Origin of the sequence: Muricaecibacterium torontonense, assembly GCF_004793925.1 — a bacterium.
In the GTDB taxonomy this organism is placed as follows: domain Bacteria; phylum Actinomycetota; class Coriobacteriia; order Coriobacteriales; family Atopobiaceae; genus Leptogranulimonas; species Leptogranulimonas caecicola.
Window position 1 is genome coordinate 87,034 of record NZ_SRYE01000002.1, and the last position, 18,928, is coordinate 105,961.

General features: G+C 60.9%; 15 protein-coding genes and 1 other RNA gene. 8 read left to right on the plus strand and 8 right to left on the minus strand.

The genetic code is table 11. The annotated features are described in order from the left end of the window. The first annotated feature begins 136 nt into the window (after positions 1 to 136). Genes E5334_RS03380 through E5334_RS03390 form a run of 3 tightly spaced genes read left to right on the plus strand, consistent with a single transcriptional unit; the run spans position 137 to position 5,524 of the window. A complete protein-coding gene (locus tag E5334_RS03380) occupies positions 137 to 1,279 on the plus strand; it encodes a glycosyltransferase family 4 protein (protein WP_136012211.1) in 1,143 nt (380 codons plus the stop codon). An 11-nt stretch (positions 1,280 to 1,290) separates the two neighbouring features. Next, on the plus strand, positions 1,291 to 3,441 hold the full coding sequence (yidC, locus tag E5334_RS03385) for a membrane protein insertase YidC (protein WP_136012212.1): 2,151 nt from the start codon (positions 1,291 to 1,293) through the stop codon (positions 3,439 to 3,441). Next, entirely contained in the window at positions 3,434 to 5,524 is a 2,091-nt protein-coding gene (locus tag E5334_RS03390) for a sulfatase-like hydrolase/transferase (RefSeq protein ID WP_167604281.1), read from the plus strand. Before yidC ends, E5334_RS03390 begins: the two co-directional genes overlap by 8 nt. 930 nt (positions 5,525 to 6,454) lie before the next feature. On the opposite strand, the gene E5334_RS03395 is transcribed toward E5334_RS03390, so the two are convergent. From E5334_RS03395 to E5334_RS03420, 7 genes are all read right to left on the minus strand, one after another. After that, a complete protein-coding gene (locus tag E5334_RS03395) occupies positions 6,455 to 7,045 on the minus strand; it encodes a hypothetical protein (protein ID WP_136012214.1) in 591 nt (196 codons plus the stop codon). 262 nt (positions 7,046 to 7,307) lie between these two features. Next, positions 7,308 to 8,240: an AmmeMemoRadiSam system radical SAM enzyme gene (gene amrS / locus E5334_RS03400; protein ID WP_136012215.1), complete on the minus strand. Its 933-nt coding sequence runs from the start codon at positions 8,238 to 8,240 to the stop codon at positions 7,308 to 7,310. Then, positions 8,233 to 8,811 (minus strand): AmmeMemoRadiSam system protein A, encoded by a 579-nt coding sequence (gene amrA, locus E5334_RS08765; protein WP_275438906.1) that lies wholly within the window; start codon positions 8,809 to 8,811, stop codon positions 8,233 to 8,235. Before amrA ends, amrS begins: the two co-directional genes overlap by 8 nt. Continuing rightward, positions 8,780 to 9,679 (minus strand): class III extradiol dioxygenase subunit B-like domain-containing protein, encoded by a 900-nt coding sequence (locus tag E5334_RS08770; RefSeq protein WP_275438907.1) that lies wholly within the window; start codon positions 9,677 to 9,679, stop codon positions 8,780 to 8,782. The genes amrA and E5334_RS08770 overlap by 32 nt, the downstream gene beginning before the upstream one ends. Before the next feature lie 96 nt (positions 9,680 to 9,775). Further along, positions 9,776 to 10,480 carry a hypothetical protein gene (locus E5334_RS03410; protein ID WP_136012216.1) on the minus strand — a complete coding sequence of 235 codons (705 nt, stop codon included), beginning with the start codon at positions 10,478 to 10,480 and terminating at the stop codon, positions 9,776 to 9,778. 103 nt (positions 10,481 to 10,583) lie between these two features. Then, entirely contained in the window at positions 10,584 to 11,300 is a 717-nt protein-coding gene (locus E5334_RS03415; RefSeq protein WP_136012217.1) for a YcxB family protein, read from the minus strand. 18 nt (positions 11,301 to 11,318) lie between these two features. After that, positions 11,319 to 11,858, minus strand: a complete 540-nt coding sequence (locus tag E5334_RS03420; protein ID WP_136012218.1) for a YcxB family protein — start codon at positions 11,856 to 11,858, stop codon at positions 11,319 to 11,321. Positions 11,859 to 12,489: 631 nt separating this feature from the next. Between E5334_RS03420 and E5334_RS03425 the strand changes: the two genes are divergently transcribed. The 3 genes from E5334_RS03425 (at position 12,490) to E5334_RS03435 (ending at position 15,522) form a co-directional block, all read left to right on the plus strand. Beyond that, positions 12,490 to 13,527 (plus strand): ABC transporter substrate-binding protein, encoded by a 1,038-nt coding sequence (locus E5334_RS03425; RefSeq protein ID WP_167604282.1) that lies wholly within the window; start codon positions 12,490 to 12,492, stop codon positions 13,525 to 13,527. 112 nt (positions 13,528 to 13,639) lie between these two features. Beyond that, on the plus strand, positions 13,640 to 14,647 hold the full coding sequence (locus E5334_RS03430) for an ABC transporter permease (RefSeq protein WP_136012220.1): 1,008 nt from the start codon (positions 13,640 to 13,642) through the stop codon (positions 14,645 to 14,647). 2 nt (positions 14,648 to 14,649) lie between these two features. Next, on the plus strand, positions 14,650 to 15,522 hold the full coding sequence (locus E5334_RS03435) for an ABC transporter ATP-binding protein (protein WP_275438908.1): 873 nt from the start codon (positions 14,650 to 14,652) through the stop codon (positions 15,520 to 15,522). A 176-nt stretch (positions 15,523 to 15,698) separates the two neighbouring features. Here E5334_RS03435 and ade read toward each other — a convergent pair whose 3' ends face one another. Next, positions 15,699 to 17,516, minus strand: a complete 1,818-nt coding sequence (ade, locus tag E5334_RS03440) for an adenine deaminase (RefSeq protein ID WP_136012221.1) — start codon at positions 17,514 to 17,516, stop codon at positions 15,699 to 15,701. A 166-nt stretch (positions 17,517 to 17,682) separates the two neighbouring features. On the opposite strand from ade, the gene ffs reads away from it, so the two are divergent. Both ffs and E5334_RS03450 read left to right on the plus strand, forming a co-directional pair. Next, positions 17,683 to 17,778, plus strand: an RNA gene (gene ffs / locus E5334_RS03445) — signal recognition particle sRNA small type. Between the two features lie 208 nt (positions 17,779 to 17,986). Beyond that, the gene (locus tag E5334_RS03450; protein ID WP_136012222.1) at positions 17,987 to 18,676 is read left to right on the plus strand and encodes a DedA family protein; all 690 of its coding nucleotides are present in this window, start codon (positions 17,987 to 17,989) and stop codon (positions 18,674 to 18,676) included. Positions 18,677 to 18,928 lie beyond the last annotated feature (252 nt).

An 18,928-nucleotide genomic window follows, 5' to 3' on the forward strand; every position in this document is an offset into this window, starting at 1 on the left:
AGGGTTTGAGGTCGACATTCTATGATGTGAACGCTTCTATACCTTGTCTATAGAGCCAAAGTGTCCATACCTCTAGTATCTCTTACACATACGAGGCGGCCACCCTTTTAACCTTTTGACCAGAAAGATTATTTTTATGGCCTCAACCCATGCCTACGTGATCTTTTCGGCTCAATATCTTCCATCCATGGGAGGTGTCGAGAATTTCACTGCCTCCTTGGCCAAAGAGCTCGCCTCCCAGGGCCACCGAGTGACCGTAGTCACCTCTCAGGTGCCCAACACGTCGAGCCGCGAAGACACCCAGGGCTTCGAGGTGGTGAGGCTTCCTGCCTATCAACTGCTTAACGGCCGCCTGCCTATCACCCACCGCACGGCAGCCTACGAGCGCATTTGGGACTACCTGCTGGAGCTTCCCTGTGATCGCGTGTTGGTGAACACGCGCTTTTACCCCCACTCGCTGGAGGGCCTTCGCTACGCAGAGGCAAAGGGCGTCCCTGCGGTGGTGCTTGAGCATGGGTCGGCGCCCCTTACCTTGGGAAACCCCCTGGCAGACCACGCTATCTCTGCCTACGAGAAGATCATCACCCGCCTAGGTGCTCGCTATGAGCCTCGTTATGCAGGTATTTCGCTGGCTGCGTGCCGCTGGCTTGCCGCAGAATTTCATATCCGCACTCAGCGAGTGATTCCCAACGCCATTGCTGCCGCTGCTTTTAGGGCCCAGGCCTCCAATCGCGACTTCCGCTCTCTGGCATCTACTGGGCCCCAGGATTTTGTGGCGGCGTTTATCGGCCGTTTTGTAGCCGAGAAAGGCGTGCTTACCTGCCTGGGTGTGGCTGAGTGCCTGCCGCAGGTCTCCTTTGTGTTTGCGGGATCGGGGCCTTTGGACGATGAGGTGCGCGAGCGCTGCAGCAAGCTTTCTAACGCCACCTATGTGGGGCGCCTGGATAAGGCTGACGTGTCGGCCCTGCTCTTCCAGGCTGACTGCTGGGTGTCGCCTACCCTGTCGGAGGGTATGCCTACCTCGCTTTTGGAGGCGGGAGCCTGGGGAACGCTGCCGGTCATAAGCCCTGTGGGCGGTGTAGAAGATGTGCTGGGCCCAGATGGCGGCCCTGGGGAGCTTTGCAGCTTGGAAGCAGGCTCTGTGCAGGCGGCTTTGGAGCGTCTGGCGGCATTGAGTCCAGAGGATCGTCAAGCCCGTTCTGATGAGTTTCGCCATCGAGTAGAAACCGCGTTTACCTGGGCAGACTCCGCTCGTGCCCTGGATAAAGCCTTCGAATAAGGAATACGTACATGCTGGAAATGCTGGCTGCTTTCTTTAGCACCATTCTGGATCCGTGCTATACGGTCACCGGTAACTGGTGGTTGGCCATTGTGCTGTTCACCATTGTCACCAAGATCCTGCTGTTGCCCATCTCGCTCTGGTGCCAAAAGAACTCTCTATTGGTAGTGAGCCTGATGCCCCAGGTAAACGCCATCAAAGTGAAGCACTTTGGCGACAAGGAGACCATCGGCGAGGAGCAGAACAAGCTCTATAAGCAGGAGGGCTATCATCCCCTGCTTTCCATGCTGCCTCTGGCCATCCAGGTGCTCATCCTCTTTGGCTTGGTAGACGTCATCCGTTCCATCGTAGCCTCGGGCGAGCCGGGAACGGCGCTTTTGGGTCTTGTGCCGGTAACCGACGGCGGCTGGTCATGGATCATGCCGGTGTTGGCAGCAGCTTCCTCGGCCATCTTGGGGGTGGCCCAAAACCACATCAACCCTCTCCAGCGAGAGCAGGGCAAAGCGGAGAAGGCCTCCACCAACGGCCTCTCCATTGGCCTGTCTGCCATACTGGGGGTCTCGGTGGCCAGCGGCATGGTCTTCTACTGGATCTGCTCCAACCTCATGGCCATCGTGGTGCAGCTGGCCTGCAACCTCATCATGAATCCCAAGAAGCTCGTGGACTACGACGCGTTGCGCGCCTCCCAAGCAGAGCTCCAGGCGCTGGAAGACCTCTCGGCCTCAGACAAGAAGTGGTACGAGAAAAACCCGCTGGCCAAGCGCGAGCGCGAGGACATCGCGCGCTTCTACGACGTGGTGGACAAATCCATCGTGTTCTATAGCGAGGGCAGCGGCTTTTACAAGTACTTTCGGGGCGCCATCGAGTGGCTGTTGGAGCACTCCGACATCCGCATCCACTACATCACCAACGACCCCAACGACCAGGTCTTTGAGATTCACCAAAGCCAGCCACGTCTCATTCCCTACTACATGAGTGTCCAAAAGCTCATCACCGTCATGATGAAGATGGATTGCGACGTCTTCGTGGCCTCCCTGGCAGACCTGGACAACTACTACCTCAAGCGCTCCTATGTGCGCAAAGACATCGAGTACGTGGACATGCTCCACCACACCACCTCGATGCATTTGGTAGGCGCCGCCAACTGTCACGACCACTACGACACCATCTTTTGCGCCGGCCCCCACCAGATCGCCGAGACTCGCGCCTCCGAGAAGCTTCGCGGCGTGCCCGCGAAAAATCTTGTGCCCATCGGCTACGACCTGCTCGACCGCGAGCGCCAAGAGTATCGAGAGCTGCAAGAAACGCTCCCCAAGCACAGTCGCCCGCAGGCCACCCATCGCCCCCAGGCCCTCATCGCCCCCTCCTGGCAAGAGGACAACATCTTGGACCTCTGTGCCGCCGACACTATCAATTCATTGTTGGAGGCCGGCTTCGACGTGACCGTGCGCCCCCATCCGGAATATGTCAAACGCTATGGCGCCCGTTGGAACGCCCTCAAGGAGCGTTTCTCGGCAGTGCCCGAGGGCCAGGTCACCTTTGAGGACGACTTCTCCGGCGAAGGCTCCATCTTTGCGGCAGACGTGCTGCTCACCGACTGGTCTTCCATCGCCTGCGAGTTCTCCTTCACCACCGACAAGCCCACCCTCTTTGTAGACACGCCCATGAAGGTGGGAAACCCCGACTGGCAAGAGATTGGCCTCGTGCCCACCGAGATCTCCCTGCGCAACCAGATCGGCCAGTCGGTGGCTGTGGAAGAGGTGGCTTCCATCGGGGCTATCGCCCGCTCTATGGTGGACGAGGCCTCCCAGTGGCACGACCGTATCGAGGAAGTCTACGACACCTTCATCTTCAACCACGACCATGGCGGCGAGGCCGCAGGTCGCTACTTGTTAGATGCCGTGCTCAGGGCCCAAGCTCAGAAGGGCAAGAAGGGCGAGGGTCTTTCTGCTCCTGTTCCTCGCCAGGACACAGCTGATGCCCCGTACACCCAGGATCCCCAGGACGCGGCAGATGCCCAAGAAGTCGCTGAGGCCCAGGATGCCAACGACGCCCAGGCTGCCGAGAAGGGCGCGCCGCCTGTTTCCCCAGACGTCTCTGAGAAGCCCTACACTCCCAAACATTTTGCAAAGCCTAGCCAGCAGGAGGACTCCCATGAATAAGCAGCTAAGGCGTCCTTTTCTCTGGTTCTTCGACGGCCTCTTTGTGTGTGTGCTGGCCGCGCTCTATCTGGCCTGCTTTGCCACGCAGGCCCAAGCCTACGTGGATCCCTCGGTGGTGACCTATACCATCCAGGCGCTGGCAGGTGTGGCGGTGGCGCTCTCTGCGGTGTTGGGCGTGGTATGGCGCCGTCTGCGCAAGCGCCTCTATAAGGCATTGAACATCGACGAGAACCGCGACAAGGTCCATGACCCTGTGGTTCATGAGGTGAATCCGGCTTCCGATGAGGGCCAGCAACTGCTGCGCGAAGCCAACCGCAAAGCCTTGGAGGATGAGAAGCTGGTAGGCCCTCATAAGCCTCAGAACCTGCGCTGGGCTCCTCGCTTCGTGCTGTCGCTTTTGGCCTGGGGCTGCCTTATCTATTCGCTGGGCGTGGTGACTCCGCTTTCCATGATGGCCAGCAGTCTGGACAGCTTCATCTTTGGCCTGGACGTGGTAACCCCTGCGCTGCTGGTGTTTGCCGCGACGCTCTGGCTAGCCCTCTCTGTTCTGACCTCCCTGGTGAGGGGTAGGGCCTTTACTGTGGTGGCCGCTCTTATCGGCGCTCTTTCGGTGGCAGTGTTTGTCCAAGGCAGCTTTATGAACGTAGGCTTGCCTGTGGCCGACGGCAAAGAGGTGGTATGGGGAAACTTCCTCCAGATCACCTTGGTGAGCTCGCTGGTATGGGTGGCCTTGATGGCGGCAGCGGTGGCCTGGGCGCTCTTTAGCGCCAAGACGCTTAAGGCAGCGGTGGTGATTCTCTCTATCGTGCTGGTGGGCGTGCAGTCGGGGGTGCTGGTGAGCAGCCTGCAGCAAGCCGAGGGCGACCTTGCGTCCATGGGTGCCCCCGACACCCTTTGGACCGGCCGCCCCATGGTCACCACTCAAGATCGAGACACGGTGTCAGAAGGACACAACGTGGTGATGTTCGTGCTGGACACGGTGGACAACGGTTACTTCGACCAGGTGTTGGAGCAGTATCCGGACATCGTTGATAACTACACCGGCTTTACCCACTACGCCAACTGCTCGGGCATGATGATCCCCACCCGCTATGCCATGACGGATCTCATTACCGGCCGCTATCTCACCGATGAGGACGAAAGCTACGGCACCGGTACCATCTCATCTTGGTATGAGGCGGAAAGCCTGGTGGACGCCATGAGAGACAACGGCTATAGCGTGGACCTCTACTCCAGCGACATCCCCCAGGGCACCACCCCTCTGGAGGGTCGGGCTGACAACATCCATGTCCTCGACATTCAGACCCAGTTCTGGCCCACGGTCTCATCCCTCTGGCAAATGTCGCTCTATCGCTCGCTTCCCTGGGCGCTCAAGCCGCCCTTCTGGTTCTACTCTGGAGACATCTCCGGCGATATCCTGGCTGCCTCCACGGGCGACGACCCCTTTGTCCTGGACGATGCCAAGTATCTGGAGGACCTCAAGAGCGATGGGCTCACATTCCAGGAAAACGAGGACGTCACTTCCAAGGGCACCTATAAGCTCATCCACATGATGGGTTCACACTACCCGGTCACCCTCAATGACAAGGGCGAGCGTGTGGATGCAGAGGACACCGATGTGGTGGCCCAGACGCGCGGCGCGCTGTTGGCGGTGGAACAGTACATGGCCGAGCTCAAGCGCTTGGGCATCTATGACCAAACCACCATCATCGTGACTGCAGATCACGGCTACTGGTATCTGGCCGACGACATCGACGGCCCCACCAGCCCATTCTTGCTGGTGAAGCCTGCAGAGGATGCGGCCCAAGCCGCCGAGCCCATGAAGACTTCCTGGGCCCCGGTGAGCCAGCGAGACCTGGCAGCCACGCTCCTCAAGGCCATGGGGGACCCCAACTACTCTGAGTGGGGCACGCCGGTGGACGAGGTGCCAGAAGACCAGCCCCGCACGCGCTACTACCATGCCACCTCGGTAAGCCATCCCGATTTTGATTACTACGCCATCAAAGAATGGGCCATCAACGGCGACGTGCGCGACTGGAACGCCTGGTCAGAGACGGGAAAGCGCTGGCCCATCGTGGATTAGGGAGACAGTGCAATGTTTAATCCATTGTTTCGTCTCTCGTGAAGAGGGAGTTATAGGCATTTGGAGAGGTAACTAAGTAATGTATTGAATATACAGCAGTATAATAAATTATTATACTGCTGTATATTCTAAGTTTGTCTGGGAGCTTGAGAAGTAAAAGGGGACGTTGACGCAGGTCAACGTCCCCTTTTTTGGGCGTTTAAATCCGGAAGGCTCATTTACACACGGGGACCCGGACAGAGGGTGTGCTATCAAATGCAGTGGTGCCTCAGATGAAGGCTGCAAAACTGAGTCGTTACATCCTAGAGGTAGGAGGGCTCGATGAAAAAGGCGATCTGCGGGGTTTGCGGAGCCAGGATGCAGAGGAGCGACAGCGCCCGCGCCTACTAAGCACATTTCCTCCGTGCATTTCCTCCGGCACGCGCCTACTAAGTACAATTTAATATGAAACCAACTCTGTGAGCTTGGGTAATGTAATGCTTAAATAAAAAGTGGCGCAGATTTTGGGCAAAATCGGCCTACTAAGTACTTAGTAGGCGTGAAATGGTACTTAGTAGGCGTGAGGTGGCGCCCAGCCTGAACCTCATCTGCCCTGCATCCCCATTTCAAAGGTAGGTCTACTTTTGACCTTCCATGATTTAGCCGGGGTTTTGCAGTGTGAAAGCAGTGCTACTCTCAAACTGCCCCCCCCTTCTGAGCACAAAGAGTACTTGTAAACAAAGAGTACTTGTAAATAATGAAGGTGAATTCGGCCTACAGGTTAAGGGGTGTTGGCGCAGGTCTGGCGCAGGTCAGCACCCCTTATCACAGCACGCTGTCTGTCCTATAAGCTGAATAACAAAGCAACGGAGGCTCTTCTCGGCAAGGACATGCCGAGAAGAGCCTCCATCTTTAGGTGCGAGTGTGGGGCGGGGAAGTGCTGGCGACGACCTAGAAGGCTTCGCCTAGGCGCTCTACTACCTGGTCGAAGTTGGCGGGGCCCAGAAGCGAGAGCATGAAGAGGGCGAAGAGGCCGCCTACAGGGTCGGCGTCAGCGAAGCGCTCATAGAAGTTGGCTGCCTTGCGCACGGAGGCGTTGTCCAGGTTCTCCACTGAGAGCATGTGGATGATGTAGTTGGCGTTCCAGTGGAAGACCACCGTGTTGGCGCCGGTCATGAGGCGCTCGCAGCGGGCGTAGACCTCCTCGCAGGCCTCGCCGCTTTCTGCGCAGAACTGCTGGGTGACGTGCTGCAGGAGAGGCGCGGGCCACTCGCCGTCGCGCACATGGTCGATGACCGACTCGTCAGCCGTAAGCTCCACCAGGATCTGCGGGGGCAAAAGGGCGGCCAAGATATCGTCACCGGCGTTGCCCAGAGATTCGCGGAGGGTGGGGATAGTGGCATTTTCGAAGACCTCGTTATCGCCGATCTCGGCGAATTTGGCGGCCCAATTGATGCCCATCACGCTGCTGCCGGTGAGCATGCCGGCCAAAATGCGGGGTGTGAGGGCGATCCCCGTGCTTACGTAGGCGGTATCTGACATGTGTCTCCTTTGAACAGAGGTAAACGTCCAAGCGTCAGGCTGTAGAAATACCAAAAACTGAGAGATGGCTGCCTGGGCCAAAATAGAGGGACAGGCAGACGCAACCTTCACCATCTTAGACCATGCCGTAAGGTACTCTGGCGAGGCTTGTCCCTGGGAAAAATTGCACGTCAGTAGTTTTCCCAATGGCGAGCAGGGGGCCTGCAGACAGGTGCCAGGCGAGCTTGTGGCCTCTTAGGTAGCGGAGTTACGTAGCTGGCATCTAGCAGTTGCCGGTATAGACCCACCGAAGGTGCGCATGGGCGATGTCTCTGAGCCTATAGATGTCCTCACACGGCGTGGGTTCCAACTGAGTGCAGCGAAACGCCGGGAAGAACCTCGTGATGTGGAGCACGATGGAAGGGTCTATTTGGGCCAGCCAACGGCACTGAGCCTCCATCTCTTCTGGCGAGTCATTGAACCCCGGAACAATGAGGCTGGTGATCTCCACATGGCAGCTGGGTGTGGCCGCAAAGGCGGCAATGGCAGCTTTGACGCACTCCAAGTCGCCGCCAATCTGCGCGTAGCCCTGGGCATTGAAGCATTTAAGGTCGATGTTCACGGCGTCCATAAGAGGGGCTACGGCGTCGATGACAGGCGCCTCAAAGCACCCGTTGGACACCAGCACATTGCAGAGGCCTGCGCCGTGGACCAGCTCGGCGCAGGAGCGCACGTATTCGAAACCGCAGAGGGGCTCGTTGTAGGTGTAGGCCACGCCGGCAACCTCGGGATCGGAGGCGGCCATGTCTGCTGCGGTGGCTGCCAAATCCTGGGGCGACAGATAACGCCAGGGCGCCCGAGCGGCTCCCGCCTGGGCGATGCAGTGGTTCTGGCACCAGGGGCATCGCAGGTTGCAGCCGTAGGATCCCACCGAAAGCACCAGTGTGCCCGGCCTAAACCTGGCCAGGGGCTTCTTCTCTATGGGATCCACCGCCACCGAGGTCACGCGCCCAAAGTTCTCGTCGACCACCCGGCCGCCCACGTTGGTGCGCGCCCGACATGCCCCGGTGGCGCCGGGAGCCATCGAGCACCTATGAGGGCAGCACTCGCAGGTGGCGCGGAGGGGTTTCTGGGTATCCTGGGGCGCTGCTGAGGCGGGAGCGGCTTGGGGGTTGAGCGGCGTGTTGGCCGAGAAGGACGCAGCCTCCCTAAACATGGCGCACCACCTGGAAGCGCTGGATGGAGACGCGGTCGCGAGACAGGTCGATGCCTCCCTTGGAGGCGGCGATGGAGAGTTGCTCGTCCACGGAGTCGACGCCGGCCAGGTCAGGGAGCAGGACGCCGCGGCGGCCGTCGGAGGTGGAGACGATGACGCCGTAACGAGTGCAGTCCAGCTCCAAGGTGGAGGAGACGGGCTCGGGCTGAGAAAGGACGTCTACGTCGTAGATCAGCTCGGGCAGCTCCTCTGGGGTGACCGGCGAGAAGCGGGGGTCGTGGAGGGCGGCAGAGATGGCATTGGCCATGATCTCGGCGGCCAGGTTGGGCTGGACGGGGGAGAGGGTACCTATGCAGCCGCGCAACCGGCCATCCTTTTTAAGGGATACAAAGCAAGCGCCGGGGAGCTCAAGGGCTTCGAGATTTGCCTGAGAAGCGTTCTTGGCGGCGACGATGGCCTGGGCTGCGGCGTCGGACGGAGCGCCCTGGCCGCGCACCGCGCTCTCCAGCGACAGGCGCGCCAGCGCGCAGTAGGTGTCTTCATGGGCGGGCGATGTCTTCGAGCTCGGCACGGCGGGCGGTGTCGTAGTCCTTCCCAAAAGCGCGCTCGGGGGCGGAGCCTGCGGAGCCATCAGGGGTGAAGGAAGCCACTGCATAACCCACGCCGTAGGGTCCCTCGTAGGACATGAGACTGGCGTCTAGGGGCGTGGCGTCCAGAGCGCCTGCCATGATTTGGAAGGAGCGCAGGCCGCATTCGCCGGCGCGCTCGGCAAAGTCGGGGCTCACCAAGAGCAGGCGCAAGAAGTCCGCCGACTCAAAGGACTCGCACACCAGGGCGTCGAACTCCGGGCCCTCGGGAGCAAAGCCGTAGGGCCCCTCGTCTGCCAGCTTGTGGGAGAGGTCGCCGCTGGCCACAAAAACCATGGAGCGGTCAAGCTCCTGGGCTGCCTGGCGCACCAGCTCGCCCAGGCGGTAGTGGTCTTTGGGCGAGAGCCCGGAGAGGGAGAGGCGCACGTAGCGAGGGGCGGGTTTGTTGGCAGGCCAATGCTTCTGAATGAAGTAGACCGGGATGAGCGTGGCGTGGTCGAGCTCGGGATTCTGGCGCCCTAGCGGCCCTGCGGCAAGGCCGGCCGCCTGGGCGGCGTCGCAGAGGGTTGAGACCATCTCTTGGTCGTAGTCGATGGAGGCAGTCACCTGAGGGGCGCCAAAGGAGGCAAAGGAGCCGTATGCGCCCTCTCCGGTAGATATCTGCAGGTAGTCGCCGTAGAGCGGGGCGTGGGGACTGGAGATGACAACGGTGTCAGGGGCGTCCTGGGCGATGGCTTTGCCTACGGCGTCGTATGCGTCGATGGTGGCTTGGATGGCCTTTTCTCGGCCTTGGCCAACCTGAGGGATGATGAGAGGGGGATGGGGCACGGCAAACGCTTGAGTCAACGGCATAAAGGGAGCCTCCCTAAAAAATGTGATGTGGGGGAGGCTCTTAGAAGCGGTGCGGATAGGCGCCATGAAACTTGCTGGGCCTTTTGTGCCGAGCGGTTAGGCGCGATGACCCAGCTTGCGCTCGAGATAATCCTTGAGTTGGGCTGGGGTGCCTCCCTGTAGGTGGTTTTTATCCCAGATCATGTCTTCGAGATCGGCGCGCTGCTCAAGCTTTTGCGCATAGTCCGAAGAAACCATATTGTGCAAGAGGTTGCCTACCTCCACCTCTCCGTTGACGAGCACCACCAAGTGCTCGGTTTCCTCCAGGTGGGAGAAGGCGCTGTAGGGCTTGGAGATGGTGCCGGACACCTTGCCGTCTACAAGGACGCTGGTGCGCACCTCGGTGGTGCACGCAGAGGTGCGGATCGTGCAGCGGGGGTTGTCTGACACGGGGGCTCCGTGGCGGGAGAACCAGTGGCTCCAGGTCTTGCGCCAGCTGCGGGCAGGCCAGAAGACTGTGAAGCCCTTGATGGCAAGTAGCATGCTGTAGCCTAGCAAGAAGATGATGATGAGCCCCAAGAAGATGCCCCAGGGGGTGATGTCCCACACCGAGACGGTGCCCCAAATGTAGGCTGCCAGCACGATGAGGAAGACGACGGCGAAGATGAGGCCGTCGCGTTTGTTCAAGGAGCGGTCGCGGGCGCTTATGACCTCGCGCAGCAGCGGCTCGTCCATCTCAAAGGTGGACTCGAAGCGCACATCGCCGGCGGAGAAATCGCAGGCGGCCTTGGCAGGGGTGGAATCAAGGATGGGGGAGCTCATAGGGCGGGGCTTTCTGGATGGAGGGTCAGATAAAGGGCGGGCCGGCGCCGATGCGCGGCCAGGACGGCAGAGGCTTGCGGCGCAGGCGCTGGGGCGCGGAGGGTTAGGAGGCGTCCTTTTTGGAGCCTTCTCTGCGCTGGGCTTTGCGGGCTTGACGCGCCTGCTTTTTGGCGGCGTCGCGTTCTTTTTGAGCAGCCTGGACGGTGCTCCAAGAATCCAGCGTAGAGCAGATCTTGTCGCAGGCGCGAGCCACTGCGTTTCGAGGGGGCTCGCTCACATGGGTGGCCAAAAACTGAATGAACCCTGCGGCGTCGCCTTTGGTAAAGCCCTGGGTGTCCAACATGAAGATGAGCGACCCTTTGGCCAGAGTGAGGCAGATGAGGCGAGAGGTGGCCACCGCGCGGCTGAACTCGCTCCACCCAAAGGTGCGACGAGTGCCGTCGCTCAAGATGACACCCAATTCCTTCTCGGTGGCATAGGTGGTGCGCTGGCGGGCTGCCTCGCCGGCGCGATCCAGCGCGGCGATCATGCGGCGGGCGTTGTCTAGAGGAAGCCGGTTGCCCTGCCACACTGTCATGAGGCCCACGAGCAGCACCAGCGCGCAGGTCAGCCCCGAGATATGCCAAAAGACGCGGGCCAGCACCGCAGCAACGCCTATAAGGATGCCGCAGCCAAAGTAGAACACTCGGAGCGTGGGGGAGACCGTGAGCCTGCAGGCCTCCTTGACCTGGTCGTTGGTGAGGGTGGTCTCGTTCACAAAGAGGGAGCCTGCCGGCACGCCGGCTGGCAGCGGATGAGAAGGATGCTTCTTTTTTGCCATGGAGTCACTCCAATAGGGTTACTTTTGGGCGGAAAGCAAAGCGCGCACTGACTCGTAGCGGCTGGTGGAGAGCGCCTTGGCAGGGATGAGTGCCAGCTCGCCGGTCTTCATGTCCACCAGGATGAGTCGAGACGTGCTGTAGACATGCTTGATGTCGTTGAAGGGATAGACCCCCATCTCGCCGGAAGGCTGAGTCACCTCCAGCCTGTCATCCCACACGTCCACGATATAGCGGCGACCGTCTTCTGGCAGCTGCACCGCATTGAGCCCGGAGCGCTGAAGCCTCGCCAGCATGTAAGTGGACCAGCGGCCGCCAACGACCATGAGGCCTGCGCAGAGGGTGGCCATCACCACCATCACCACCGTTTGAGGCTCGAGCACAAACCCGTAGATGAGCATGGCTGCCAGCAACAGCGCGCAGGCGATATAAGCCGGGTTGGAGGCGCCGGTGGGTGTAAGCATCGAGAGCGCATCTTGCGTCATCAGGCTGGTGAGCTCGTAGGTGGCGTGATAGAGCGGCCTGGGTGACGCCGCAGATGAAGAAGACGTGGCAGCCATGACTTCAGGCTCCCTTCGTAAACCGTGCGATATCGCTAACAGAATGATTCTAGCCAATGGGGACCTCTCTGGCACCCAGGGGCGTTTCTCGGCAGCGAAGCTTTCCTGGGCCTCAGGGCGCCCCCGTCTCCCCTCCCTGCCGAGAAACCCCCACCGTCCTCGCCTGCAACTTCGAGGTGGGATGGGTGAGAGACGAGGCTCGGAACTTTTCCATTGGGTAACAGGGGAGCCTGAGAGAGGCCTCAAGGCGTTGACAGGGGCGGCTAAAGCGTCGTAGCATGCCCACATAACCGACATTCGGTACACCAAACCGGCGAAGCGGAAGTAAAACCGTCCCAAGCGCCTACAGAGAGCCCGTGCAGCTGAGATGCGGGCGGTAGCAGGACGGCATAATGGACCCGCTGAGGGCGCGGAGAAGCCTTTAAGGTGGAAGCCGCGACGGGAGCTCCCGTGACAGAGCAGGGCGTGTAAGCGCCTCAAAGGGGGCAGGGAGACCTGCCAATCAAGGTGGCACCGCAGGTGTTTCGAGATGAGACGCTTGTCCTTGAGTCCAAATAGACTGGGGGCGAGCGCTTTTTTGTGTCGCTCCCCAAAGCCTCAACGGCGCGAGGCTTCTCGAAAGGAGCGCAGGATGAACTTCACTTCTCAGGTACACAAGCACGTTTTGGGCAAGCTGGGCGCACTTATGGCGTGCCTTCTGGCGGTAGTGGTGCTGGTGGGCTGCTCGGGCGGCGGGGGCACAGATGTCTCCCAGGCTTCCGGCTCGCTTGACAAGAACACCGAAGTCAGGGTGTGCTTTGTGGAGGTAGTGGAAAACGACGCCTTCATCACCATGATGAACGGCTTCAAAGACGAGATGGCAGACCAGGGCTTCACCAACGTGGTTTACGACGTGAAGAACGCCCAAGGCGACGTGGCCACCTTGAACTCCATCGCAGCGCAGCTCAAGAGCGCCGACTACGACGTCATCGTGCCCATTGCCACCCCGGCTGCCCAGGCCTGCGCCAATGCGGCCATCGACAAGCCCATGATCTTCATAAGCGTCACCGATCCTGTGGCTGCCGGCATCACCTCCTCGCTGGAGAAGCCTGACAAGGGCATCACCGGCACCTCCAACGTGTCCGACGTCAAGGCCATCTTCGAGTTCGCCGAGGAGCTGGACCCGGCGGCGCTCTCGGGCAAGGTGGGTATCCTTTACTGCTCCGGTGAGAAGAACGCCGAGGTCACCGCTAAGGCTGCCCAGGAGTACCTGGAGGGCCGCCAGATCGAGGTGGACGTGCGCACCGTCACCAACAGCTCCGAGGTACAGCAGACCGCAGCTACTTTGGCCTCGGGCGTCTCTTGCATCTACGTGCCGGTAGACTCGGTGGTTCAGAGCGCCATGTCCCAGCTCACCCAGACCGCTACCAAGGCCAACATCCCTGTGCTCGGCACCGATCCCGTGATGGTGAAGGACGGAGCCCTGGAATCTGTCTCTTGCTCCAACACCACCCTGGGCGCCAAGTCCGCCGACATGGCCATCAAGGCCCTGGAGGGCACCAAGATCTCCGATCTGCCCGTGGAGGTGCTGGCTTCTGATGACTACGCCGTCAACGGCGCCACTGCCAAGGCGCTGGGCATCAACCTGGACAGCCTCTCCATCTCCCAGGACTACCGCGTGATCGATTAGTCTGCGAAGGGATCTCGGGCGAGGTGGCGGCATTTCTGCCGCCGGTTCCCTGGGAGCCTTTGGACTGGTCTTTATGTCGCATTGCCCCCTGTGAACTTATAAGAAGGAATCCATGACGTTCTCCGTCTTTTACGACGCCTTGATGCTGGGCTTTGAGTACTCTCTTTTGGCCGTGGGCGTCTACATCACCTTTCGCATCCTCGACATGGCCGACCTTACCGTCGACGGTTCTTTTGGCTTTGGCATGGCCTGCTCGGCGGTGGCCGCGGTAGCCGGTCATCCCTACCTGGGCCTGGTGTTGGGTGCAGTGGCTGGCGCCGCTGCTGGCTGCGTGAGCGGCTTGCTCATCACCAAGGCTCGCATCAACCCGCTTTTGGCTGGCATCATCACCATGACAGGGCTCTACTCGGTGAATATCTATGTGTTGGGCGCTCCCAATGTGAGCTTGCTCAATGCCACCCGCGTCTTCGACCCCCTCTACACCGCCCTAGGCGGCGCCGACGGCCCCCTTACTCTGGATGGCGTCAAGATGGCCTTTGTGGTGGTGTTGGTGTGTGCGGTGGTGGCGCTTTTGTCGGCCTACTTCAAGACCGAAGCCGGGCTGGCTGTGCGCGCCGTAGGCGACAACGAGGCCATGAGCCGGGCCAGTTCCATCAACACCAACCTGGTGAAGGTGGGCGGCCTGGCTCTGGGCAACGCCCTGGTGGGCCTCACGGGCGCTCTGTTGGCTCAGTATCAGGGCTTTGCCGACCTCGCCAGCGGCACCGGCATGGTGATGGTGGGCCTGGCTTCCGTCATCATCGGCGAGGTCTTTGGCGGCCACCGCTCAGTGACCTGGGGCTTGTCCTGCGCGGTGGTGGGCTCGGTGGTCTACCGGCTCATCATCCAGCTGGCCCTGGCCGTGAACCTGCTGGACTCCAACGCTCTGAAGCTGGTCTCCGCCGTCATCGTGGCCGTGTTCATGGCCCTGCCCGCGGTGCGCTCTGCAATGGCCAACGGCGCCTCCAAGCGCACCGCCAAGTCGGCCATGGAGCGCCTGCTGGCCCAAGACGCCCGAGCGCTCACCGGAAACGCCGCGAGCCCCGCGCCGAGCAGCGCTGATTCCAGGAAGGCGGAGTAGCCATGGCAACCCAAACGCAAGAGCCTCAGGTGCAGGCGCCAACTCAAGGGGCGCGGGTTTCTCGGCAAGCCCCCATGCTTGAAGTGCGGGCTTTAGAGAAGACCTTCAACCCTGGAACGCCCACGGATCACAAAGCGCTGGATGGGGTGGATCTGCAGTTGGCTCCCGGCGAGTTCGCCTGCATCGTGGGGTCTAACGGCGCGGGCAAGTCCACGCTGTTCAACGCCATTGCGGGCGCCATCTTCCCCGACGCGGGCCTCATCAAGCTGGGCGGCCGCAACGTGACCTTCGACCCCGACTACCAGCGCAGCCGCACCCTGTCCCGCGTCTTTCAGGACCCGCTCATGGGCACTGCGCCGCACCTCACCGTGGCCGAGAACGTTTCCCTCGCCCTAGGCCGCTCCACGCGGGGAGCCAGCCTCAGGCGCGCCATGCGCAAGGAGAAGCGCGACCTCATCGCCAGCCGCCTGGAAACTCTGGGCTTTGGCCTGGAGGACCGCATGGACGTGCCGGTGGGCACCCTCTCTGGCGGGCAGCGTCAGGCGGTGACGCTGCTTATGGCTACCATCGGCAACCCGGAGCTGCTACTTCTGGACGAGCACACCGCTGCGCTGGACCCGGCCGCCACCGAGCGCATTCTCGAGCTCACGGACCGTATTGTTGCCGAGCAGAACGTGGCTACGTTGATGATCACCCATGATCTCAAGGACGCTTTGGCCCATGGTGACCGTACGCTCGTGATGCACGACGGCCGCATTGTGGCAGACGTCTTGGGTTCTGAGCGCGATGCCATGGATGTGGACGGGCTGCTGGAGCTCTTCCGCACCAGCGCCGGCTCCGAGCTGGCCGATGACAAGGTGCTCCTCAAGGCCTGAGGGCACACATGCGATGTAGTGCCTCGTCGCACTGGGGTTTTATAAAACCCCAGTGCGACGAGGCAGCGAAAACACAAATGCCGCCTCCTTAAACGCTGCCCCCTTAAAAGAGGGGGCTTGCTGCGAACATGTCTCGCAGCAAGCCCCCGCATTGGCGCAGTGTTTTCGCAGCGCCCTTACTCTTCCACTACCAGCGGCACCTGGCAGAAACGCACGCAGTCCACGTAGCCGCGATCCGTAAGGCGCAGCTCGGGGATGCAGGCCAGCGAAAGGCCCGAGAGCGTCATGAACGGCGAGGGCATGGTGCAGCCCATAGCCTTCCAGACTTCCTCCATATGGGCTACCTGGTTGGCCACCTTCTCCACGTGCTGGTCGCTCATGAGGCCGCACACCGGCAGCTCCACCAACCCAAGCACCTTACCATCTTGCACGGCTACCTCGCCGCCACCACAACGTACCAGCGTCTGGGCGGCCAAGGCCATATCCTCGTCGTTGTCGCCCAACACCAGCAGATTGTGGGCGTCGTGGGCCACCGTCTGGGCCAGGGCGCCGTGGATGCCAAAGCCCTTGGCAAAGCCCGCGGCGAAGGTGCCGGTGGCGTGATGGCGCTCGAACACAAAGACTTTAAGCAGGTCCTGGTCCGGTTGAGCTTCTAGCAAGCCTGCCGCCACGGGCATCTCTTCATGCACCTCGTGGGTGATGGTGTTGCCTGGCGTCACTTCCATGACGCGGACGAGGCACTTGTCAGCAGCAATGGGTTCCCCAGACTGGGTGATCGCCGGGATGCAGAAGGTCTCCGGCTCGATGTCGAAACCCACGTTCATGGTGGAGGTCATCCAGTCGGGCCAAATGAACTCGTCCAGCTCGAAGGTGGGGACGCCGGCCTCGGCTGCCAGCTCGCCATCGATCCACACCTGCTGGGCGTTGAAGTCGCGCAGGTTGTCCCAAAGCACGATGTCGGCGCACTTGCCCGGCGCGATGGCGCCCAGGTCCTGCTGCTGGCCAAAGCAGGTGGCGGTGTTGATGGTGCACATCTGCACGGCCACCGCGGGCTCGATGCCCAGCTCGACGGCCTTGCGCAAGATGCGGTCCATGTGGCCCTCGCGGACCATGGTGGAGGGGTGGTTGTCGTCGCTCACCAAGCAGCAGAAGCGCGTGTCGATGTCCTTGTTAAGAATTGCCTCCACCAGATCTGGCAGGTTGTGCCATCCCGATCCATAACGCAGCTGGGCGTACATGCCGCAGCGGATCTTGGCCAGCGCGTCTTCGGGGCGCACCGACTCATGGCAGCAAGACACGCCGGAGGCGATATAGGCCTGAAGACCACGGTCGGTCTCGGGGGTGGAGTAGTGGCCGGTGACCGTCTTGCCGGCGCGCAGGGTGGCGTTGATCTCGTCCAAAGGCAGGTCGTCGCCCGCCAGCACGCCGGGGAAGTTCATCATCTCTCCCAAGCCCACGCAGCTGTCCCACTTCATGGTCTCCTCGACGTCGTCGGCGTCGATGGAGGCGCCGGTGTCCTCGAAGCCCGTGATGGCTGGCACGCAGGAGGGGGTGGTGAGCATGGCTTTAAGGGGCGTGCGAGCCGCATCCTCCATCATCACGGCCACGCCGCGCAGTCCGCGCACGTTGGCCACCTCGTGGGGGTCCATATAGATGCCGGTAGTTCCGTGGGGCACCGCCGCCCGAGCGTATTCCGCCACGCCCACCATGGAGCTCTCCACATGCATGTGGCCGTCCATGAGGCCGGGGGTGGCTACCAGACCGGTGCCGTCGATAACTTCGGTGAGCTCGCCTATGCAATGGCTGGCATCGCCCACATAAGCAATGCGCCCCGAAGCCAGCGCAATGTCTTGCCCATCCAGCACCTCGGCTGTGCAGGTATTCACCAGCTGCACGTTTTTGATCACTGTGTCCGCCGGCTCCAGACCCTGGGCCACGCGCACCAACCTTCGATTGCACTCCCACAACGGCGTCTTGCAAAACTTATTTATCATTCTGCCTCCCGCGAGTTTTCCAGGCATCCAGGCGTTCATTTATGCTCTTGGCTCCTCAGTCTAAGCTATTAAAGGAACCCCTTTTGGCATGGTCTGGCGAAAATAGGAATCTAGCGGCGCAATGGTTGACCGGGCCCATAACCGCTATACTCATCTGCGAGCCTTTTCCACTGGGTCGGGTGACGTCACGTCCCGAACCTGGTCAGGACCGGGAGGTAGCAGCCATAAGGGGCCTCTGGCGGGCACCCGGCTCAGTGGAGAAGACTTGGGAGCCGCCCTCGTTGCCTCATTGCAGCGAGGGCCTCTTGCTATGGGGGCGCGTTTCTCGGCAGCTCTAGGCGGGGCAAAAGCCTGGGCCCGGTGTCTATGGGCTTGCATCGCCCTCCTTGCCGAGAAACCCGCACCACCTCTCCCTGGGCTTTTACCGGCGGATGCACGGCCACAGATGCGCGGACTTCGAGGAGTCATCTATGGATTTCGTCTCACTTATCGTTGGCCTTCTTCAAGATCCTATGGGTGCGATTCAGGGCTGGATCGCGCAGGGTCCCTGGGTGGCGATGGGCCTCATCTTTTTGGTGATCTTCATCGAGACCGGTGTGGTGGTCATGCCGTTTTTGCCGGGCGATTCCCTGCTCTTTGCAGCGGGCATCCTGTGTCACGGGGCTGCTGGAGAGGCGCTGCCTTTGTGGGAGCTTTTGCTCTGCGTGTGGGCGGCCGCCATTCTGGGCGATCAGTGCAACTTCTTCATCGGTCACTTTTTGGGCACACGCATCATCAAATCCGGGCGCATCAAGGCGCTGACGCCTGAGCGTGTGGCCCAATCCGAGGCCTTCATGGCCAAATGGGGCGGCCTCTCCATCTTCTTGGGTCGCTTCTTTCCCTTCATCCGTACCTTCGTGCCGTTTTTGGCCGGCGTGGGCGGCATGAAGTGGCACCACTTCTTTGGCTTTAATATTCTGGGCGGCGTGGTGTGGTCGTCCCTCTTTACGCTGCTGGGCTACTTCTTTGGCACCATTCCTGCGGTCCAAGAGCACTTTGAGCTGGTAGTGGTAGGCATCATCGTCATCAGCCTCATTCCTGCGGTGGGCGGCGCCATCCGCGCCAAGATTAAGAGCCGCCGCGAAGAGGACGAGATCGAGCAGGACATGCAGCAGCAGTAGGGATCTGCGCGCGGCAGTTGTTTGAGCTACTAAGTTGTCTCAGTCGGCTCCTAGGTCGTCCCAACTCTTTCAGGAAGGCCGTAAGTATTCAGGTTGACTCCCAGGTCGTGGCTAAAAAGTGAAGAATCAACGGACTCCTTTATGAGAAGTTTGGGGGCCTTCAATGAGGGGACATTTCAATCAGCAGCGCGCGCCTGTTCCCTTCCTTCTCCTTGGCTCTCCCTAGAGGATCGCGGCGCACAGTCTCCTGCC

Coding starts and splice junctions, on each gene's coding strand:
- E5334_RS03380 (WP_136012211.1), top strand. CDS start 137: ATGGCCTCAACCCATGCCTACGTGATCTTTTCGGCTCAATATCTTCCA.
- yidC (WP_136012212.1), top strand. CDS start 1,291: ATGCTGGAAATGCTGGCTGCTTTCTTTAGCACCATTCTGGATCCGTGC.
- E5334_RS03390 (WP_167604281.1), top strand. CDS start 3,434: ATGAATAAGCAGCTAAGGCGTCCTTTTCTCTGGTTCTTCGACGGCCTC.
- E5334_RS03395 (WP_136012214.1), bottom strand. CDS start 7,045: ATGTCAGATACCGCCTACGTAAGCACGGGGATCGCCCTCACACCCCGC.
- amrS (WP_136012215.1), bottom strand. CDS start 8,240: ATGTTTAGGGAGGCTGCGTCCTTCTCGGCCAACACGCCGCTCAACCCC.
- E5334_RS08770 (WP_275438907.1), bottom strand. CDS start 9,679: ATGCCGTTGACTCAAGCGTTTGCCGTGCCCCATCCCCCTCTCATCATC.
- E5334_RS03410 (WP_136012216.1), bottom strand. CDS start 10,480: ATGAGCTCCCCCATCCTTGATTCCACCCCTGCCAAGGCCGCCTGCGAT.
- E5334_RS03415 (WP_136012217.1), bottom strand. CDS start 11,300: ATGGCAAAAAAGAAGCATCCTTCTCATCCGCTGCCAGCCGGCGTGCCG.
- E5334_RS03420 (WP_136012218.1), bottom strand. CDS start 11,858: ATGGCTGCCACGTCTTCTTCATCTGCGGCGTCACCCAGGCCGCTCTAT.
- E5334_RS03425 (WP_167604282.1), top strand. CDS start 12,490: ATGAACTTCACTTCTCAGGTACACAAGCACGTTTTGGGCAAGCTGGGC.
- E5334_RS03430 (WP_136012220.1), top strand. CDS start 13,640: ATGACGTTCTCCGTCTTTTACGACGCCTTGATGCTGGGCTTTGAGTAC.
- E5334_RS03435 (WP_275438908.1), top strand. CDS start 14,650: ATGGCAACCCAAACGCAAGAGCCTCAGGTGCAGGCGCCAACTCAAGGG.
- ade (WP_136012221.1), bottom strand. CDS start 17,516: ATGATAAATAAGTTTTGCAAGACGCCGTTGTGGGAGTGCAATCGAAGG.
- E5334_RS03450 (WP_136012222.1), top strand. CDS start 17,987: ATGGATTTCGTCTCACTTATCGTTGGCCTTCTTCAAGATCCTATGGGT.